The organism is Thermostichus sp. OS-CIW-20, assembly GCF_054061455.1.
Window position 1 is genome coordinate 12,041 of sequence record NZ_JBSSEF010000003.1, and the last position, 17,064, is coordinate 29,104.

General features: G+C 61.6%; 12 protein-coding genes. 7 read left to right on the forward strand and 5 right to left on the reverse strand.

Features of this window, described 5'->3' with window-relative positions; translation table 11 throughout:
- Window positions 1-316 precede the first annotated feature (316 nt).
- The 4 genes from rpoB to ACVWXC_RS01890 all read left to right on the forward strand — a co-directional run bounded on the left by rpoB (window position 317) and on the right by ACVWXC_RS01890 (window position 10,198).
- Window positions 317-3,718: a DNA-directed RNA polymerase subunit beta gene (gene rpoB, locus ACVWXC_RS01875; protein WP_099812488.1), complete on the forward strand. Its 3,402-nt coding sequence runs from the start codon at window positions 317-319 to the stop codon at window positions 3,716-3,718.
- A 99-nt stretch (window positions 3,719-3,817) separates the two neighbouring features.
- Window positions 3,818-5,701, forward strand: a complete 1,884-nt coding sequence (locus ACVWXC_RS01880) for a DNA-directed RNA polymerase subunit gamma (RefSeq protein WP_011429318.1) — start codon at window positions 3,818-3,820, stop codon at window positions 5,699-5,701.
- An 89-nt stretch (window positions 5,702-5,790) separates the two neighbouring features.
- Window positions 5,791-9,699, forward strand: coding sequence for a DNA-directed RNA polymerase subunit beta' (locus tag ACVWXC_RS01885; RefSeq protein ID WP_457390790.1), 3,909 nt, complete (start codon window positions 5,791-5,793; stop codon window positions 9,697-9,699).
- Window positions 9,680-10,198 carry a uracil-DNA glycosylase gene (locus tag ACVWXC_RS01890; RefSeq protein WP_414388773.1) on the forward strand — a complete coding sequence of 173 codons (519 nt, stop codon included), beginning with the start codon at window positions 9,680-9,682 and terminating at the stop codon, window positions 10,196-10,198. The genes ACVWXC_RS01885 and ACVWXC_RS01890 overlap by 20 nt, the downstream gene beginning before the upstream one ends.
- A 32-nt stretch (window positions 10,199-10,230) precedes the next feature.
- Here the strand turns inward: ACVWXC_RS01890 and tenA are convergent, their stop codons facing one another.
- The 3 genes from tenA to ACVWXC_RS01905 form a co-directional block, all read right to left on the reverse strand.
- Window positions 10,231-10,890, reverse strand: coding sequence for a thiaminase II (gene tenA / locus ACVWXC_RS01895; protein WP_011429321.1), 660 nt, complete (start codon window positions 10,888-10,890; stop codon window positions 10,231-10,233).
- 207 nt (window positions 10,891-11,097) lie between these two features.
- Window positions 11,098-12,123 (reverse strand): long-chain acyl-[acyl-carrier-protein] reductase, encoded by a 1,026-nt coding sequence (locus tag ACVWXC_RS01900; protein ID WP_011429322.1) that lies wholly within the window; start codon window positions 12,121-12,123, stop codon window positions 11,098-11,100.
- Between the two features lie 138 nt (window positions 12,124-12,261).
- Window positions 12,262-12,993: an aldehyde oxygenase (deformylating) gene (locus ACVWXC_RS01905; RefSeq protein ID WP_457390793.1), complete on the reverse strand. Its 732-nt coding sequence runs from the start codon at window positions 12,991-12,993 to the stop codon at window positions 12,262-12,264.
- A 195-nt stretch (window positions 12,994-13,188) separates the two neighbouring features.
- Between ACVWXC_RS01905 and ACVWXC_RS01910 the strand changes: the two genes are divergently transcribed.
- A complete protein-coding gene (locus ACVWXC_RS01910; RefSeq protein WP_457390795.1) occupies window positions 13,189-13,500 on the forward strand; it encodes a hypothetical protein in 312 nt (103 codons plus the stop codon).
- A 7-nt stretch (window positions 13,501-13,507) separates the two neighbouring features.
- Here the strand turns inward: ACVWXC_RS01910 and ACVWXC_RS01915 are convergent, their stop codons facing one another.
- Window positions 13,508-14,002 (reverse strand): pentapeptide repeat-containing protein, encoded by a 495-nt coding sequence (locus ACVWXC_RS01915; protein ID WP_099812487.1) that lies wholly within the window; start codon window positions 14,000-14,002, stop codon window positions 13,508-13,510.
- A gap of 152 nt (window positions 14,003-14,154) precedes the next feature.
- Between ACVWXC_RS01915 and ACVWXC_RS01920 the strand changes: the two genes are divergently transcribed.
- Together ACVWXC_RS01920 and atpD are read left to right on the forward strand one after the other, a co-directional pair.
- Window positions 14,155-14,505 carry a gas vesicle protein GvpV gene (locus ACVWXC_RS01920; RefSeq protein ID WP_228375407.1) on the forward strand — a complete coding sequence of 117 codons (351 nt, stop codon included), beginning with the start codon at window positions 14,155-14,157 and terminating at the stop codon, window positions 14,503-14,505.
- Between the two features lie 374 nt (window positions 14,506-14,879).
- Window positions 14,880-16,313 carry a F0F1 ATP synthase subunit beta gene (gene atpD, locus ACVWXC_RS01925; RefSeq protein ID WP_011429328.1) on the forward strand — a complete coding sequence of 478 codons (1,434 nt, stop codon included), beginning with the start codon at window positions 14,880-14,882 and terminating at the stop codon, window positions 16,311-16,313.
- Window positions 16,314-16,323: 10 nt separating this feature from the next.
- Here the strand turns inward: atpD and rppA are convergent, their stop codons facing one another.
- Window positions 16,324-17,064 carry a two-component system response regulator RppA gene (gene rppA, locus ACVWXC_RS01930; RefSeq protein WP_011429329.1) on the reverse strand — a complete coding sequence of 247 codons (741 nt, stop codon included), beginning with the start codon at window positions 17,062-17,064 and terminating at the stop codon, window positions 16,324-16,326.

Sequence of the window (17,064 nt, forward strand, 5' to 3'; positions counted from 1 at the left end):
CCTCCAACGACTTGACCTAGCCTCCAGGCCCACCCCACTTTTCCAAGCCCTTTGACGACCGGCAAGCGGAGTCGGAGCAGCGGCTGACTTCCCAACGGTCAATGATTAGAATAATCTGCTTAAGTGTGAATGGATGTGAACAATCCTTAAGGCAGGTTGGGGATCGCCCCTGGCTTGGCAGCTTGGCTGGGATCCCAGGGGCCGTTGCCAAAACTTCCCGGATAACCCGGCGGCCCTTGTAACGTTCGTTGACGATCGTTGGCAGGGTTTCTATAATTAGAGACCTGACTGCAGCGCAACCCCTGCCGAGCAACGCATGACACAATTAGCAGTGCCATCCCCTGCCGCTCCTACCTTGCCTGACCTGGTAGAGATTCAGCGGGAGAGTTTTTTGTGGTTTTTGCGAGAAGGGTTTGAAGAGGAGCTCCTCAGCTTTTCCCCTATCGTCGATTACACAGGCAAGCTGGAGCTGCACTTTCTGCCGGAGTACCGCCCTGGGGATCCCTCCAAAGGGTACAAGATCAACAAGCCGCGCTACGACCCTGAGGAAGCTAAGCGACGGGATGCTACCTACCAAGCGCAAATCCGGGTGCCCACTCGCCTGATTAACAAAGAGACGGGCGAGATCAAGGACATGGACGTCTTCATCGGCGAGCTGCCTTTGATGACGGATCGGGGTACCTTCATCATCAACGGCGCCGAGCGGGTGATCGTCAACCAAATCGTGCGCAGCCCCGGCGTCTACTACAAGTCGGAGCTGGACAAAAACGGTCGGCGCACCTACAGCGCCAGCCTCATCCCCAACCGGGGCGCCTGGCTGAAGTTTGAGACCGACAAAAACGGCCTGGTGTGGGTGCGCATCGACAAAACCCGCAAGCTCTCGGCGGCGGTGCTGCTGAAGGCCTTGGGCCTGAGCGACTCGGAGATCTACGACAGCCTGCGCCACCCCGAATTTTTCCAAAAAACCATGGAAAAAGAGGGGCACTACAGCGAAGAAGAGGCCCTGATGGAGCTGTACCGCAAGCTGCGGCCTGGCGAGCCTCCCACCGTCTCCGGCGGCCAGCAGTTGTTGGAATCCCGCTTCTTCGATCCCAAGCGCTACGACCTGGGCCGAGTAGGGCGCTACAAGCTCAACAAAAAGCTCAATCTCAACGTGGCGGAAAATGTGCGGGTGCTCACCGTCACGGACATCTTGGCCGTCATCGACTACCTGATTAACTTGGAGTACGACATCGGCCATGTGGACGACATCGATCACCTGGGCAACCGCCGCGTGCGCTCGGTGGGCGAGCTCTTGCAAAACCAAGTACGGGTGGGCCTCAACCGCCTGGAGCGGATCATCCGCGAGCGCATGACGGTCTCCGAGTCAGAGAACCTCACCCCGGCCTCGCTGGTTAACCCCAAGCCCTTGGTGGCGGCCATCAAGGAGTTCTTCGGCTCCAGCCAGCTCTCCCAGTTCATGGATCAGACCAACCCGCTGGCGGAGCTGACCCACAAGCGGCGGCTGTCGGCCTTGGGCCCCGGTGGCCTGAGCCGGGAGCGGGCCGGCTTTGCCGTGCGGGATATCCACCCCAGCCACTACGGGCGCATCTGCCCCATCGAAACTCCGGAAGGCCCCAACGCCGGGCTGATCGGATCCCTGGCCACCCACGCCCGCGTCAACCAGTACGGCTTCATCGAAAGCCCTTACTACCGGGTCGAAAACGGCGTGGTGCGCAAGGATCTGGGGATGGTCTACCTCACCGCCGACGAGGAGGACGAGTATCGCGTGGCGCCGGGGGATGTGCCGGTGGATGCCGAAGGCCGCATCACCGCCGACTTGGTGCCGGTGCGCTACCGCCAGGAATTTACCACCGCCCACCCCAGCGAGGTGCACTACGTGCAGGTGTCGCCGGTGCAAGTGATCTCGGTGGCCACCTCCTTGATCCCCTTTTTGGAGCACGACGACGCCAACCGCGCCCTGATGGGGGCGAACATGCAGCGGCAGGCGGTGCCCCTGCTCAAGCCGGATCGGCCTTATGTGGGCACGGGTTTGGAAGCCCAGGCGGCGCGGGACTCTGGCATGGTGGTGGTGTCGCGCACCAGTGGCGTGGTGACCTATGTTTCCGCCGACGAAATCGTGGTGCGGCCAGACGACGGCGGGGATCCGATTGTTTACCGCTTGCAGAAGTACCAGCGCTCCAACCAAGATACCTGTCTCAACCAGCGCCCTCTTGTCTACGCGGGGGATCGGGTGGTGCCCGGGCAGGTGCTGGCGGACGGCCCGGCGACCGAGGGAGGCGAGCTGGCCTTGGGCCAAAACGTCTTGGTGGCCTACATGCCCTGGGAGGGCTACAACTACGAAGATGCCATCTTGATCAGCGAGCGGCTGGTCTACGATGATGTCTTCACCTCGGTACACATCGAGAAGTACGAGATCGAAGCCCGGCAGACCAAGCTAGGGCCGGAAGAGATCACCCGCGAGATTCCCAACGTGGGGGAAGATGCCCTGCGCAACCTGGACGAAAACGGCATTGTGCGCATTGGGGCTTGGGTGGAAGCCGGCGATATTTTGGTGGGCAAGGTCACTCCCAAAGGGGAGTCGGATCAACCGCCAGAGGAGCGGCTGTTGCGGGCCATTTTCGGCGAGAAAGCTCGCGACGTGCGCGACAACTCGCTGCGGGTGCCCAACGGCGAGCGCGGACGGGTGGTGGATGTACGCATCTTTACCCGCGAGCAGGGGGACGAGCTGCCTCCGGGCGCCAACATGGTGGTGCGGGTTTACATCGCCCTCAAGCGCAAAATTCAAGTGGGGGACAAGATCGCGGGCCGTCACGGCAACAAGGGCATCATCTCCCGCATCTTGCCGATCGAGGACATGCCCTACCTGGCGGATGGCACGCCGGTGGATGTGGTGCTCAACCCCTTGGGGGTTCCCTCCCGCATGAATGTGGGCCAGGTGTATGAGTGCCTCCTGGGCTGGGCGGCAGAACACTTGGGGGTGCGCTTTAAGCTGATGCCCTTCGACGAGATGCACGGCCTGGAAGCCTCGCGGTTGACGGTGGAGGCCAAGTTGCGGGAGGCCCGTGAAAAAACCGGCAAAGACTGGATCTTCAACCCAGAAGGCAAGTACTGCGGCAAGATCCAGGTGTTCGATGGTCGCACTGGCGAGCCTTTCGACCAGCCGGTTACGGTGGGCCGTGCCTACATGCTGAAGCTGGTGCATTTGGTGGACGACAAGATCCACGCCCGCTCTACCGGTCCCTACTCGCTGGTAACCCAGCAGCCCCTGGGGGGTAAGGCGCAGCAGGGTGGCCAGCGCTTTGGCGAGATGGAGGTGTGGGCTTTGGAGGCGTTTGGAGCGGCCTACATCTTGCAGGAGCTGCTCACCGTCAAGTCGGACGATATGGTGGGGCGCAACGAGGCCCTCAACGCCATCGTCAAGGGCAAGCCCATCCCTCGACCCGGCACGCCGGAATCTTTCAAGGTGTTGGTGCGGGAGCTGCAGTCCCTCTGCCTGGACGTGTCTGTCCATAAGGTGGAGGTGGACAGCGACGGCCAGACCCGCGATGTGGAGGTGGATCTGATGGCCGATGTCTCCAGCCGCCACACCCCCTCGCGGCCCACTTATGAATCCGTTACATCCGAGGATCTTTCTCCAGCGGCAGGAGGAACCTTTACCTTAGCCAGGCGCAGCCGCGAGGAAGACGAAGACAGGGAGGAAGAGGACGATTTTTGATTGATGCCAGGGATCCCATTCGGCTCAGGAGAGGAGGGGTGGGGTTCCTCTCCCCTTCCTTTGTAGTTGCTAGGGCAGCAAGTCAGGAGAACAACGGCAATGGCCAAAACGGAGCAACGCTTTGACTATGTCAAGATTGGGCTGGCTTCTCCGGAGCGGATTATAGAGTGGGGCCAGCGCACCCTGCCCAACGGCCAAGTGGTGGGAGAAGTCACCAAGCCGGAGACCATCAACTACCGAACCCTCAAGCCGGAGATGGATGGTCTCTTCTGTGAGCGCATCTTCGGGCCGGTTAAGGACTGGGAGTGTCACTGCGGCAAGTACAAGCGAGTGCGGCATCGCGGCATTGTCTGCGAGCGCTGTGGGGTGGAGGTGACCGAGTCGCGGGTGCGCCGCCATCGTATGGGCTACATCAAACTGGCCGCCCCGGTCACCCACGTTTGGTACCTGAAAGGGATCCCCAGCCACATCGCCACGCTGTTGGACATGCCGCTGCGGGACGTGGAGCAGGTGGTGTACTTCAACGCCTACGTGGTGGTGGATCCGGGCAACGCTCCCAACCTCTCCTACAAGCAGTTGCTGACCGAGGATCAATACCTGGAGATCGAGGATCAGATGTACGAGGAGGGATCCGAGCTGCAACTGCCGGAGAACTGGGCCATGATCGGGGCGGAGGCCATCGAACGCCTGCTCAAGGATATCGACCTGGAAAAAGAGGCGGAGCAGTTGCGGGAGGAGATCGCCAGCGCCCGCGGCCAGAAGCGGGCGCGCCTAATCAAGCGGCTGCGCGTGATCGACAACTTCATCGCCACGGGAGCCCGGCCAGAGTGGATGGTGCTGCGGGTGCTGCCGGTGATCCCGCCCGATCTGCGCCCGATGGTGCAGTTGGATGGGGGGCGCTTTGCCACCAGCGACCTCAACGATCTCTACCGTCGGGTGATCAACCGCAACAACCGCCTGGCGCGGCTGCAGGAGATCATGGCGCCGGAGATCATCGTGCGCAACGAGAAGCGTATGCTGCAGGAGGCGGTGGACGCCCTGATCGACAACGGTCGGCGGGGGCGCATGGTGGTGGGGGCCAACAACCGTCCCCTCAAGTCCCTCTCCGATATCATTGAGGGCAAGCAGGGGCGTTTCCGGCAAAACCTGCTCGGCAAGCGGGTGGACTACTCTGGGCGTTCGGTGATCGTGGTGGGGCCCAACCTGCGCATGCACCAGTGTGGCTTGCCCAAAGAGATGGCCATCGAGCTGTTCCAGCCCTTTGTGATCCACAAGTTGATCAAGCGGGGCATCGTCAACAACATCAAAGCCGCCAAAAAGCTGATCCAGAGCAATGACCCGCAGGTTTGGGACGTGCTGGAGGACGTAATCGACGGCCACCCAGTTTTGCTCAACCGTGCCCCAACGTTGCACCGCCTCGGGATCCAGGCTTTTGAGCCGATCCTGGTGGAGGGGAGGGCGATTCAGCTCCACCCCTTGGTCTGCCCGGCTTTCAACGCCGACTTCGACGGCGACCAGATGGCGGTGCATGTGCCTCTCTCCTTGGAAGCCCAGGCGGAGGCACGCTTGCTGATGTTGGCCACCAACAACATCCTCTCCCCGGCCACAGGCGCTCCGATTATTACTCCCAGCCAAGACATGGTGTTGGGGTGCTACTATCTGACGGCGGACAATCCCCACGCCCCCGACCTTGGCGATCGTTATTTTGCCAGCCTGGAGGACGCCCTCATCGCCTACGACCGCGGCGTCATCGGCCTGCACAGCAAAATCTGGGTGCGCTACAGCGGCCCGATGGAGTTGGGCAAAGAGGAAAAAGAGTCGGAGCCTCAGATTATCGAGGAGCCGGGCGGCACCCGCCTCAAGATCACCAACTACCGCCGCATCCGCGAGGATCGGGACGGCAACGTGATCAGCCAATACATTCGCACCACGGCGGGCCGGATCATCTTCAACAAAACGGTGCAAGATATTTTGTCTGCTTGAGGCTGCCCCTGTGGACGTTGCCCTTGTCGATGGGTAGCTGGGATCCCTGCCCCCTTGTCCAGAACTGTCAGAGTTATCACCGAGGCATTATGAGCGAAAAAGGACGCTTTTCCGCCGGTCTAGTCCGGCAGGCCGCCGATGGCGCCAAGGCCAAGACCCCGCCGCCCCCTGTACCCTTTCGCAACTATCAAATCGGCAAAAAAGAGCTGCGCAATCTGATTGCCTGGTCGTTTGCTCGCTACGGCACCGCCCGCACCGCTCAGATGGCGGATGCTCTGAAGGCCCTGGGCTTCAAATACGCCACCCAGGCTGCCGTTTCCATCAGCATCGAGGATCTGCGCATTCCACCCAGCAAGCGGCAGTTGTTGGCCCAGGCAGAAGCGGAGATCGAGGCGGCCACGGAGCGCTACACCCGCGGCGAGATCACCGAGGTGGAGCGCTATCAAAAGGTGATCGATACCTGGAACCAGACCAACGACCAGATTAAGGAGGAGATGCTCAGCAACTTCCGCCAGAACGATCCCCTCAACTCCGTGTACATGATGGCCAACTCGGGGGCGAGGGGGAACGTCTCGCAGGTGCGGCAGTTGGTGGGCATGCGCGGCCTGATGGCCAACCCGCAGGGGGAGATCATCGACTTGCCGATTAAAACCAATTTCCGCGAGGGCCTGACGGTTACCGAATACATCATCTCTTCCTACGGGGCGCGCAAGGGCTTGGTGGACACGGCTTTGCGCACTGCCGACTCTGGCTACCTGACCCGCCGTTTGGTGGACGTGTCTCAGGATGTGATCGTGCGGGAATCCGACTGCGGCACCGACCAAGGGATCCTGCTGGAACCCCTGATGGATGCGGACAAGGTGGTGGTGTCGCTGGAGGAGCGCCTGGTGGGCCGGGTGCTGGCGCGGGATGTGGTGCACCCGCAAACCCAGGAGATCCTTGCCCGCCGCAACCAAGAGGTGGATCACGACTTGGCCAAGGCCATTGTGGAGGCCGGCATCCGGCAGGTGATGGTGCGTTCTCCCCTCACCTGCGAGGCCAACCGATCGGTGTGCCGGATGTGCTATGGCTGGAGCCTGGCCCACTCCCGGCTGGTGGATCTGGGGGAGGCGGTCGGGATCATCGCCGCTCAATCGATTGGGGAGCCGGGCACCCAGTTAACCATGCGCACCTTCCACACGGGAGGTGTGTTTACCGGGGAGGTGGCCCGCCAAATTCGCGCCCCCTTTGCTGGCGTGGTGCGGTTCCCGAAAAATCTGCGCACCCGCCCCTTCCGCACCCGCCACGGCGACGATGCCCTGCAGCTAGAAGCGAACAACCAAATTGTCCTGGAAGGGCCAGACGGACAACGGGAAGTCTTCGACATGACGCAGGGATCCACTCTGCTGGTGCGGGACGGGGTCCAGGTGCAGCGGGATCAGTTGATTGCGGAAGTGACTGTAGCCAAGGCCGTGCGCAAGAGCACCGAGAAAGCCCAGAAGGAGGTGGTGGCCGACTTGGCGGGGGAAATCCGCTTTGCCGATCTGCCCATAGAGGAGAAAACCGACCGCCAGGGCAACACCACCTGCACCGCGCAGCGGCAAGGGTTGATCTGGGTGATGTCCGGCCAGGTATACAACCTGCCGCCGGGGGCCGAGCCGGCGGTGAAAAACGGGGATCGGGTGCAGGCGGGGGATGTGATCGCTGAGACCTCGCTGGTAACCGAGCACGGCGGCATCGTGCGGCTGCCGGAGCGCAGCGACACCAAAAGTGGGCGCGAAGTGGAGATCATCAACGCCGCGGTGGTGTTGCACGAGGCGCGGGTGCGGGTGGAATCCCACCAGGGCCGGGAGCAATTTTTGCTGGATACGGCCAGCGGCCAGACCTTTGTCCTCAAGGCCACGCCGGGCACCAAAGTGGGCAACGACGAGGTAGTGGCGGAGCTGATCGAGAACAATTTCCGCACCCAGACGGGCGGCCTGGTGAAGTTTGCCGGTGTCGAGGTGGCCCGGCGGGGCAAGGCGAAGCAGGGCTATGAGGTCATCCGGGGCGGCACCTTGCTGTGGATCCCGGAGGAGACCCACGAGGTGAACAAGGACATCTCCCTGTTGAACGTGGAGGATGGCCAGTACGTAGAAGCCGGCACCGAGGTGGTGAAGGACATCTTCTGCCAAAATGCTGGCGTCGTCGAGGTTATCCAGAAAAACGACATCCTGCGGGAGATCGTCATCAAGCCCGGATCCCTGCATCTGGTGGACGACCCCGCCGACCTGGAAATACCCACCGGCACGCTAATCCAGCCGGGCCAGAAGCTGCTCAGCAGCATCGTCCCTGACCGATTGGTCTATCTGGAGCAGGTGGAGACGCCTGAAGGGCCAGGCCTGCTGCTGCGCCCGGTGTACGAGTACGAGATCCCCGACCGGCCGGTGGTGCCCAGCCAAGAGTCTACCAGCGAGTCTGGCCGCTCCATTCGCCTGCGGGCGGTGCAGCGCGTTCCCTTCAAGGATGGGGAGCGGGTGAAGTCGGTGGGGCCGGTAGAACTGCTGCGCACACAACTGGTGCTGGAGATCGATACCGACGCCCCGCAACTGAAGGCCGATATTGAACTGATCCAAGATGAGAAGGATCCCAGTATCCGTCGCCTGCAACTGGTGATCTTGGAAACCCTGCTCCTGCGCCGAGACGTGGAGGCGGATCTAACCCAGGGGAGTACCCACACGCGGCTGTTGGTGAGCGAAGGAGACAGTATCGGCAGGGGGGGTGTTATCGCCCGCACCGAGATTCAGGCCAAAAAAGCCGGGATCGTGCAGGGGATCCGCCAGGGCGCGGAGGTGGTGCGACGGGTTCTGGTGGTTACCGACGACGACCTGCTGACGGTGCCTCTGACGGGCCAAGCCAGCGTCGAGGTGGGAGCGCTGGTGCGGGCCGGCGACGAGCTGGCGCCGGGGATCCCTGCCCCCGAGTCGGGGCAAGTGATGCAGATCGCCGATGGCCAAGTGGTGTTGCGGTTGGCGCGGCCTTATTTGGTGTCGGCGGGTGCCATTCTGCAGGTGCGGGATGGGGATCTGGTGCAGCGGGGGGATTCTTTGGCCCTCCTGGTGTTTGAGCGGGCCAAGACGGGGGACATCATCCAGGGTCTGCCGCGGATCGAGGAGCTGTTGGAGGCCCGCAAGCCCAAGGAAATGTGTGTTCTGGCCAAGCGGCCCGGCACGGTGCAACTGAGCTGGCGAGGAGAAGAGCCGGATCTGCGGGTCATCGAAGCCGATGGTACGGTTACCGAGTATTCGGTGATGCCGGGGCAAAACCTGATCGTGGTCGATGGCCAGCCGGTACAGGTGGGGGATCCGCTGACCGACGGCCCGGCCAACCCCCACGACCTCTTGGAGATCTACTTTGAGTACCATCGCCAAACCTTGGGCGACGACCAAGCGGCACGGCTAGCCTTGCGGGAGGTGCAGCGCTTCCTGGTCAACGAGGTGCAGAACGTCTATCGCTCGCAAGGGGTGGAGATTGCCGACAAGCACATCGAGATTGTGGTGCGCCAGATGACCTCCAAGGTGCGGGTGGACGACAGCGGCGACACCGTCCTGTTGCCCGGCGAGCTGGTGGAGCTGCGGGAAATCCAGCAGACCAACGCTACCATGGCCATCACCGGCGGGGCGCCGGCTAAGTACACGCCCGTTCTGCTGGGGATCACCAAGGCCAGCTTGAACACCGACAGCTTCATCTCGGCGGCCAGCTTCCAGGAGACCACGCGGGTGCTGACGGAGGCGGCTATCGAAGGCAAGTCCGACTGGCTGCGGGGCCTGAAGGAGAACGTGATCATCGGGCGCTTGATCCCGGCGGGCACGGGCTTCAGCACCTACGAGGAGATGGCGCCAGAACCGGAGCCGGAGGAAGAGGAGGAGCCTGTTGTGCTGCCAGAGCTGCCGCCTCGCCTGATCTTGGATGACGACCAGCTCATCGACGACTCCACCCCCGTTGACGAGCCGACGGAGGATGAGGGAGAAGAAGAGTGAGGCGTTGGCGGATCACCAGCCCTGGGCGGCGCTACAGGCTGAGATCGTCGCTTGCCGCCGCTGTCCCCGCCTGGTGGCTTGGCGAGAGGCGGTTGCCCAGCAAAAGGTGGCCCGTTTTTGTGACCAGCTCTACTGGGGCCGACCGGTGCCGGGGTTTGGGGATGTGCAGGCGCGGCTGTGGGTGATCGGCTTGGCGCCGGCAGCCCATGGGGGCAACCGCACCGGGCGGGTGTTTACGGGGGATCCCAGCGGGGATTGGCTATTTCGCGCTCTGCGCCGGGCCAGGTTTGCCAATCAACCCATCTCTCTGCACCGGGAAGATGGCCTGCAATTGCGGGATTGCTCCATCTCAGCCGTGATGCGCTGCGCGCCGCCGCAGAACCGCCCCACCGCCGCAGAAGCCAAGACCTGCCTGGGCTATCTGAGACAAGAGCTGGAGCTGTTGACCCAGGTGCGGGTCATCTTGGCGTTGGACCATAACCACATGCCATGGCCATGACGACCTTGCTGAGCCGCCAGGCCCGGCGGGGATCAGGCGGGCTGCCAGGTTTCCAGGCGGTAGGCGCTGTCCCAGAACAGCCATTCCAGGCGAGAGGCGGTGACAAAAGCAGCCGTCATCTTCTCCCGCGTCGCCGCTGTGGTCTGCGTAGCCAAGGAGTCGGTGATGTCCAGGGCCTGTTGCACCACCTGGGCAAATTCTTCCCCGGCATAGGTGTCGATCCATTGTTGATAAGGATTGTTGGGCTTGGCGGTGCGGTAAATGGCGGATCCCACCTCACGGTAAATCCAGAAGCAGGGCAGCACAGCGGCCATGGCCACCTCGTAGGGATCCAAGGCAGCCGCAGCCAATAGAAAACGGGTGTAGGCGAAGCAGGCAGGAGCGTAGGTTGTCTCCGGCTGGATGTCGTAGAGGCGAAAGTAACTCTCGTGCAGGCTGCGCTCGGCCACAATGGCCCCCAGGGCAAAGTTCAAGAAACTCACCACCCGCTCAGCCCCCTCGGAACGGGCCCCGATCAAGGCAAGGGCGCGGGCAAAATCGGTGAGATAAAGAGCATCCTGCTGCAGATAGAACTGAAAGCGCTGCCGCGAGAGGCTGCCTGCGGCCAGCTCTTGGTTAAAGGGGTGATCCAAGATCTGTTGGTAGATGGGCTCGATCGTCTGCCAGAGGTGGGCGGTAAAAGATTGAGACATGGTGGCTCTCTCGCGGCGTTTCTGGGGTTCTTTTCAACTGATTGAGATCTCTGGGTGTGGGGGAAACTCTTTGGGTGCCCTGTGGCCGGAAAGTTGGACGTGAGTATCTCGATTCCAGATCCCTACCCCCGCTAGGGCGGGGATCTCCTTGTCTCAGATTGCCCCTCCTCTCAGTTACCGCTTTTCAGGGGGTCAGCCCAGCTAAACCTAGGCTTCGGGCATAAGGGGACGGAAGCCGTGCTTGCGGGACAGTTGCCCGATTAAATCCAGCTTTTCTAGGGTGATCAAGTTGCGGCCCCAACTAAAATTGGTGTACAGGCCCTCGAACTCCAGGAGCATCGCCTCGGCAAAGCAGGCGAAGAGCTGGCGGGCCGGGTTGGCCACATTCAAAAATTGCATAATATTCCACTCGATATCGAGAGAGTGTTCCACCATGCCGCCGTCGATCACGTACAGCCCCTTGCGCTGCAACTTGGAGGCGATGTTTTTCGGGTAGCCACCGTCGATGATCACGCAGGGATCCGGAAGCACCTGAGGATCGAGGGTCACTCCTTGGCTCATGCTGGCCACCCAGACGATGAAATCGGCGCGGGGCAAGGCCTCTTCCAAGGAACAGACCTCCCCTTTTTTAAGTTTGGCCTGCAGCTCTTCCAGGCGTCGCCGCTCGCGGGCTATCAACAGCAATTTGGCCGGGGAAGTGTGGGCTACCAACCACTGGCAGATGGCACTACCGATATCGCCGGTGGCCCCCACCACGGCAACTGTGGCAGCTGCCAAATCCATGGCGTAGCGCTGGGCCGCCGCCTGCAATTGCTGACAGATGATATAGGCCGTGTGGGTGTTGCCGGTGGTAAAACGCCGAATTTCCAGGTCGATGTTGCGCACCCGCCTGAGGGTGTCGAGGCGAAAATTCTCGAAAATAATGCTGCTAAATCCTCCCAGGGTGGTGATGTTCAAGCCGCGCCGCTGCGCCAAGGCCATCGCATTCAAAATCTTGCGACAGGCCGCCTTCACCCGTCCCCCCGCCAGCATTTCCGGCAGGAAACAGGATTCGACGTACTGGCCATAGATTTTTTGGCCCGTGATGCTGGTCACCACGATCTCGTCCACCACCTGAGGCGGAGCCATGCACCAAAATTCCAGGTCGCTCTCCGCATATTCGGAATACCCCAGCTTATCTGCCACCCGTTTTGCGTGGGCCAGGCTGGTCAGGTGCCCGATCAGGCCGAACATAGATGCTCACTCACTTCGATACTTAACTTAACTTTATGAGCTCCATCCGGATCCCATCAAAACATGTCCGCACCCAGAGAGGGTAGGGAGCGTTCCAGCCAGGCCGGAAAACCAATCGGCAGGCAGAGTTGAGTTGCGTCAGGCGGCCCGCAGACCCTGGGCCGAGAGGCGCATTACCTCGCGGGTGTTGAAGCCGATGCTGGCCAGGGCCTCGCCGTAGGCGATCATGAAGTCTTCTACAATGGCCTCGCGATCCATGTAAATGGCTTCCACATCCGCCTCTACCTGCTGCAGCATCTGCCGAACTAGAGGCAGATTTTGGGCGTTGGCTGCTTCGATCTGGGCTTTAACCTCGGCAAAGTGCTCGCCCAGCCAGCGCTCCCCAAAATTGAGGTGCAGATACTCGTCCTTAACTACCCCCTCGGTGATCTTGCGGGCAAAGTCATCGGCAACCGGGATGTAGATGTTGTAGGCGGCAATGGCAAAGCACTCGATGATCAAAGACTGAATGACAAAACAGGAGACCAGATCCCCTGCCGCTGCGGCGCTTTGGAAATTGTCCCGCAAGGGCGCGAAAAAGGCGCGGGCAAACTCCACATCGGGTTCCACCTGCAGGTTTTTGCCGCAGGCCTGGAAGCCTTTCATGTGGCGCAATTCCATCTTGGCCAGCTTGCGCAGCTCCTCTGCAGCTTCCGGCAGCATTTCGGCCAGCTTGAGGTAGTTGTCGTGGGCTTCTTGTTCGCCTTCGATAACAATACCGTTGATGCGGGAGTAGGCCTGCCGATACCTTGGCCTGCTGTAGTCTAGGGCAGTGCCGCCCCCATCAGTGGGGGACGGGGGGGTGTTGGGCAGGACGTTCGCTGGGGCCATACTCGTGCATCTCCTTTTGTAGTTGTAGATTGTTGTGAACCGCTTCGCCGGCCCTTCAACAATCCTGGCGCTTGCCACTAAATTGTTCCTCTACTCAGAATAGCCTCAGGTGGTGCGGAATTCATCGGATCCCTTTTGCCCAGGGAGGCAAGCCTGTTAGGGTGAGTGCTCAGGTGCCGTTGAGGAGCCGGGGGTATGTCTGCTCTTGGGGAGGGCCTGAATCAGCTGCGCCAGTTGCTGGTGGATCTGGAGGAACAATCCCTCGATCAGCCGATTGGCAGCGCCGAGGAGGTGTTGCAGGCAATCGAGATGGCGACGTCTTTTGAGCTGTTCGAGGCGGAAAGCAGCCGTTTGCTGCTGCAGATTGTGGCCAATCTCTGGGATCGGGTACGCCAGCACGATCTGTCGGCGCAGGAGATCGAGGCGGTGGCAGAGAAGCTGCGGGCGGTGGGCTATACCGATGCCGAGATCCAGGAGATCTTGGATCTGGAGCCTCAGGACAACTAGCCGCAGGCTAGGCGGAAACCATGCCCAACTCGGCGGGAGCGACATCTGCTTCTAGGTGAGTGGCCGTGTCGTAACAGGCTCCCCGCAGGTTGGCAAGCTTGAGTTTACAGCCGCTGAGGTTGGCCCCTTTCAGGTTGGCGCCGCTGAGGTTGGCCCCCGCCAGGTCTGCCTGGCTGAGATCGGCACCACTCAGGTCGGCTGCGGTCAGGTTGGCGCCGCGCAGGTTGGCCCCTTGCAATCGAGATCCCTGCAATTTGGCCTTTTCTAGATTGGCCAGGCGCAGGTTGGATCCCTGCAGATCGGCTTGGCTGAGGTCGGCGCCGCTCAAGTAGGCCCGCTCCAGGTTGGCAGCGGCCAGTTTGGCCTGCTGGAGGGTTGCTCCGCCCAGGTCGATCCCGGCCAAGTCGGCACCGGCCAGGTCAGCTTCGGCCAATTGGCTGTTGCTGAAGTCCCGCTCGCCGCTGCCATAGCGCTGCAACAGTTCCGCTGCGGTTTCGACCATTGCTTTTCCCCATCCTAGACAAGTCGGATCCTACCGAGGAACAGGGTTGCCGCCAAGGGCGCACATCCTCCAGGCGGCGCCTATCAGCCATGCCTCCAGATCCGAACATCTGCCAAGGCCATCAGCCCTCTTGCCTGCGAGAGCGCGCTAGGATGGGCGCAACGCCCTTTTCTCTGGATCCCATTTGTTCTGTTATGAGCTTGCCCCGCGTGCCCCGCTCCCGGCCCCGCCCAAAGTTACGCTCGATCCCTCGCCGCAAAACCGAATCGGCTCTCTATGCCGAGATGCAGCAGCTCACTGTGGAAAAGCAGCGGCTCAACCAGGAATTGGAGTTCATTCAGGAACGGCAAGGGCAAATTCAAGCAAGGCTCCGGGAAATCGAACAAGCGCTACAGCGTTTTCAGCAGGAGGCAGAGAGCTTTCGGGATCCCGCCGCTGCTCGAGAACCGGGCACTGGCCGCTTCTCCTCCTCCCGTTTCCCGCCGATGACCTTTGAGTACTGAGCCAGTTCCCTGCCGAGTGGGGAAGCCAAAGCCATTGCCAAAGGAGCAAAAAACTGGGTTTAGAGCCCCGTTCTGTCCTTTGGGACGGCCTTGTGGTACCTTTTGTATGGCGGCATGGGTAGTCAACCGCTTCAAAAACCCAGTAGTCTAACCCCTAAGACATTAGCTAGGGTTTTGTATTGGCCTTGAAGCGGTACCCTTGGGCAGAAGAGAACCGAGCCGCGAGACCGAAGTCCAGGGGTAGACCTGTTGGCTTTTGCTACCGGGATCCAGCCGCCCAGTCCGAGATCTTCTCATGGCCCATTCTGAAACTCCCATCCGGCATCGCTGAGTCCATAACTGCAACTGAGTACACAAGGAGCTGAGCCTCGACCATGGTTACTGCCACCGCTACTGCGACCAACGTTGGCTACATCACTCAGGTCATTGGACCTGTGATCGACGCCGAGTTTCCCAGCGGCAAGCTGCCTGAAATCTACAACGCTCTCAAGGTGGAGGCGACGACCGAAAGCGGATTGAAGGTCAAAGTCACCTTTGAGGTGCAGCAGCTTTTGGGGGATAACCGCGTGCGGGCCGTGGCCATGTCTTCTACCGATGGCTTGGTGCGGGGCATGCCAGTGGTGGATACAGGTGCCCCGATTACCGTGCCGGTGGGCGAGGCTACCCTGGGTCGCATTTTCAACGTGCTGGGGGAGCCAGTGGATCAAGGAGAGCCGGTGCAAGCCAAGGAGTTTGCCCCCATCCACCGCAGCGCGCCGCCCTTTGTGGAGCTGACCGTCAAACCGGAGCCCTTTGAAACCGGCATTAAGGTGATCGACCTGCTGGCCCCCTTCAAGAGAGGTGGCAAGGTGGGCCTGTTTGGCGGCGCCGGCGTCGGCAAGACGGTGCTCATCCAGGAGCTGATCCACAACATTGCCGAGGAGCACTCCGGCCTATCGGTGTTTGCCGGCGTGGGAGAGCGCACCCGCGAGGGGAACGACCTCTACAACGAGATGAAAGAATCGGGGGTGCTGGACAAAGTAGCGCTGGTGTACGGCCAGATGAACGAGCCGCCGGGCGCTCGTATGCGGGTGGGCCTGACCGCCTTGACGATGGCGGAGTACTTCCGCGACGTCAACAAGCAGGATGTGCTGCTGTTTATCGATAACATCTTTCGCTTTGTGCAAGCTGGCTCGGAAGTGTCGGCGCTGTTGGGCCGCATGCCCTCGGCGGTAGGCTACCAGCCCACCTTGGCCACGGAAATGGGCAACCTGCAGGAGCGGATCACCTCCACCAAGCAGGGATCCATCACGTCGGTGCAAGCGGTGTACGTGCCCGCCGACGACCTGACGGACCCGGCGCCGGCGACGACGTTTGCCCACCTGGATTCGACGGTGGTGCTGTCGCGCAGCCTGGCGGCCAAGGGCATCTACCCGGCGGTGGATCCCCTGGATTCTTCGTCCACCATCTTGCAGGCAGACATTGTGGGCGAGGAGCACTACAACACCGCTCAGGCGGTGAAGCAAACGCTGCAGCGCTACAAAGAGTTGCAGGATATTATCGCCATTCTGGGGTTGGACGAGCTGTCGGAAGAGGACAAGCTGGTGGTGGCCCGCGCCCGCCGCATCGAGCGCTTCCTGTCGCAGCCGTTCTTTGTGGCCGAGGTCTTCACTGGCTCGCCTGGCAAGTACGTGAAGTTGGAGGACACCATCAAAGGCTTCCAGCGCATTCTCTCCGGAGAACTGGATCATCTGCCGGAGCAGGCTTTCTATCTGGTGGGCACCATCGAGGAGGCCATCGAGAAGGCGGAGAAGCTCAAGTCCAAGTAATCCCTCACCCTCAGCCCCTCTCCCAGGGGGAGAGGGGGGTTGGCGGCTGCTGAGGATCCTCGGCCACAGGCCCGAAGCGGTAGCCTTTGCCATAGACGGCGTGGATCAACTCGGGGGAGCCGGGCAGACGGAGGCGGCGCCGCAGCAGGCGCACCTGAGCAGCCAGGACGTTGCTGCTGGGGGGATCCTCGCCGGCCCACACCCGCTCGTAGATCTGCTCGTGGGTGAGCAACTGGCCGGGGTGGGCCATGAAGTACTCCAGCAGGCGGAACTCTTTTTGGGAGAGGTGGATCATCCGTCCTTGGCGGTAGGCCACTTGGTTCTCCCGATCCAGCTCTAGGTCTCCAATTTGCAGGCGAGGGATCCCTTCGCCGGGGCCGGCAGCCCGCCGCAAGAGGGCTCGCACCCGCGCCAGCAGCTCCCGCAGCTCGAAGGGCTTGACCAGGTAGTCGTCGGCGCCGGCGTCCAGCCCTTCCACCCGGTCGTCGAGAGTATCTTTGGCGGTCAGGAAGAGGATGGGGGTGGCGCGATCTACCTGTCGCACCTGTTGGCAGAGGGAGAGGCCGGACAGGCCCGGCAACATCCAGTCCAGTACTAGCAAGTCGTAGGGTGGGGCTGGGGGCTTCTGCAGCAGCTCCCAGGCGCTGTTTCCCTCGTAGGCCACGTCCACGCTGTGGCCCTCTCGCCGCAGGTGCTGGGCCAGGGAATCGGCCAGCTCCACTTCGTCGTCCACCAACAAGATGCGCGCCAT

Bases quoted from the DNA above. Each gene is read 5' to 3' on its own strand.
- rppA (WP_011429329.1), bottom strand. From the start codon at position 17,064: ATGGCGCGCATCTTGTTGGTGGACGACGAAGTGGAGCTGGCCGATTCC.
- ACVWXC_RS01905 (WP_457390793.1), bottom strand. From the start codon at position 12,993: ATGGCCCCAGCGAACGTCCTGCCCAACACCCCCCCGTCCCCCACTGAT.
- ACVWXC_RS01920 (WP_228375407.1), top strand. From the start codon at position 14,155: ATGGGCGCAACGCCCTTTTCTCTGGATCCCATTTGTTCTGTTATGAGC.
- ACVWXC_RS01900 (WP_011429322.1), bottom strand. From the start codon at position 12,123: ATGTTCGGCCTGATCGGGCACCTGACCAGCCTGGCCCACGCAAAACGG.
- ACVWXC_RS01880 (WP_011429318.1), top strand. From the start codon at position 3,818: ATGGCCAAAACGGAGCAACGCTTTGACTATGTCAAGATTGGGCTGGCT.
- atpD (WP_011429328.1), top strand. From the start codon at position 14,880: ATGGTTACTGCCACCGCTACTGCGACCAACGTTGGCTACATCACTCAG.
- ACVWXC_RS01885 (WP_457390790.1), top strand. From the start codon at position 5,791: ATGAGCGAAAAAGGACGCTTTTCCGCCGGTCTAGTCCGGCAGGCCGCC.
- ACVWXC_RS01910 (WP_457390795.1), top strand. From the start codon at position 13,189: ATGTCTGCTCTTGGGGAGGGCCTGAATCAGCTGCGCCAGTTGCTGGTG.
- ACVWXC_RS01890 (WP_414388773.1), top strand. From the start codon at position 9,680: ATGAGGGAGAAGAAGAGTGAGGCGTTGGCGGATCACCAGCCCTGGGCG.
- tenA (WP_011429321.1), bottom strand. From the start codon at position 10,890: ATGTCTCAATCTTTTACCGCCCACCTCTGGCAGACGATCGAGCCCATC.
- ACVWXC_RS01915 (WP_099812487.1), bottom strand. From the start codon at position 14,002: ATGGTCGAAACCGCAGCGGAACTGTTGCAGCGCTATGGCAGCGGCGAG.
- rpoB (WP_099812488.1), top strand. From the start codon at position 317: ATGACACAATTAGCAGTGCCATCCCCTGCCGCTCCTACCTTGCCTGAC.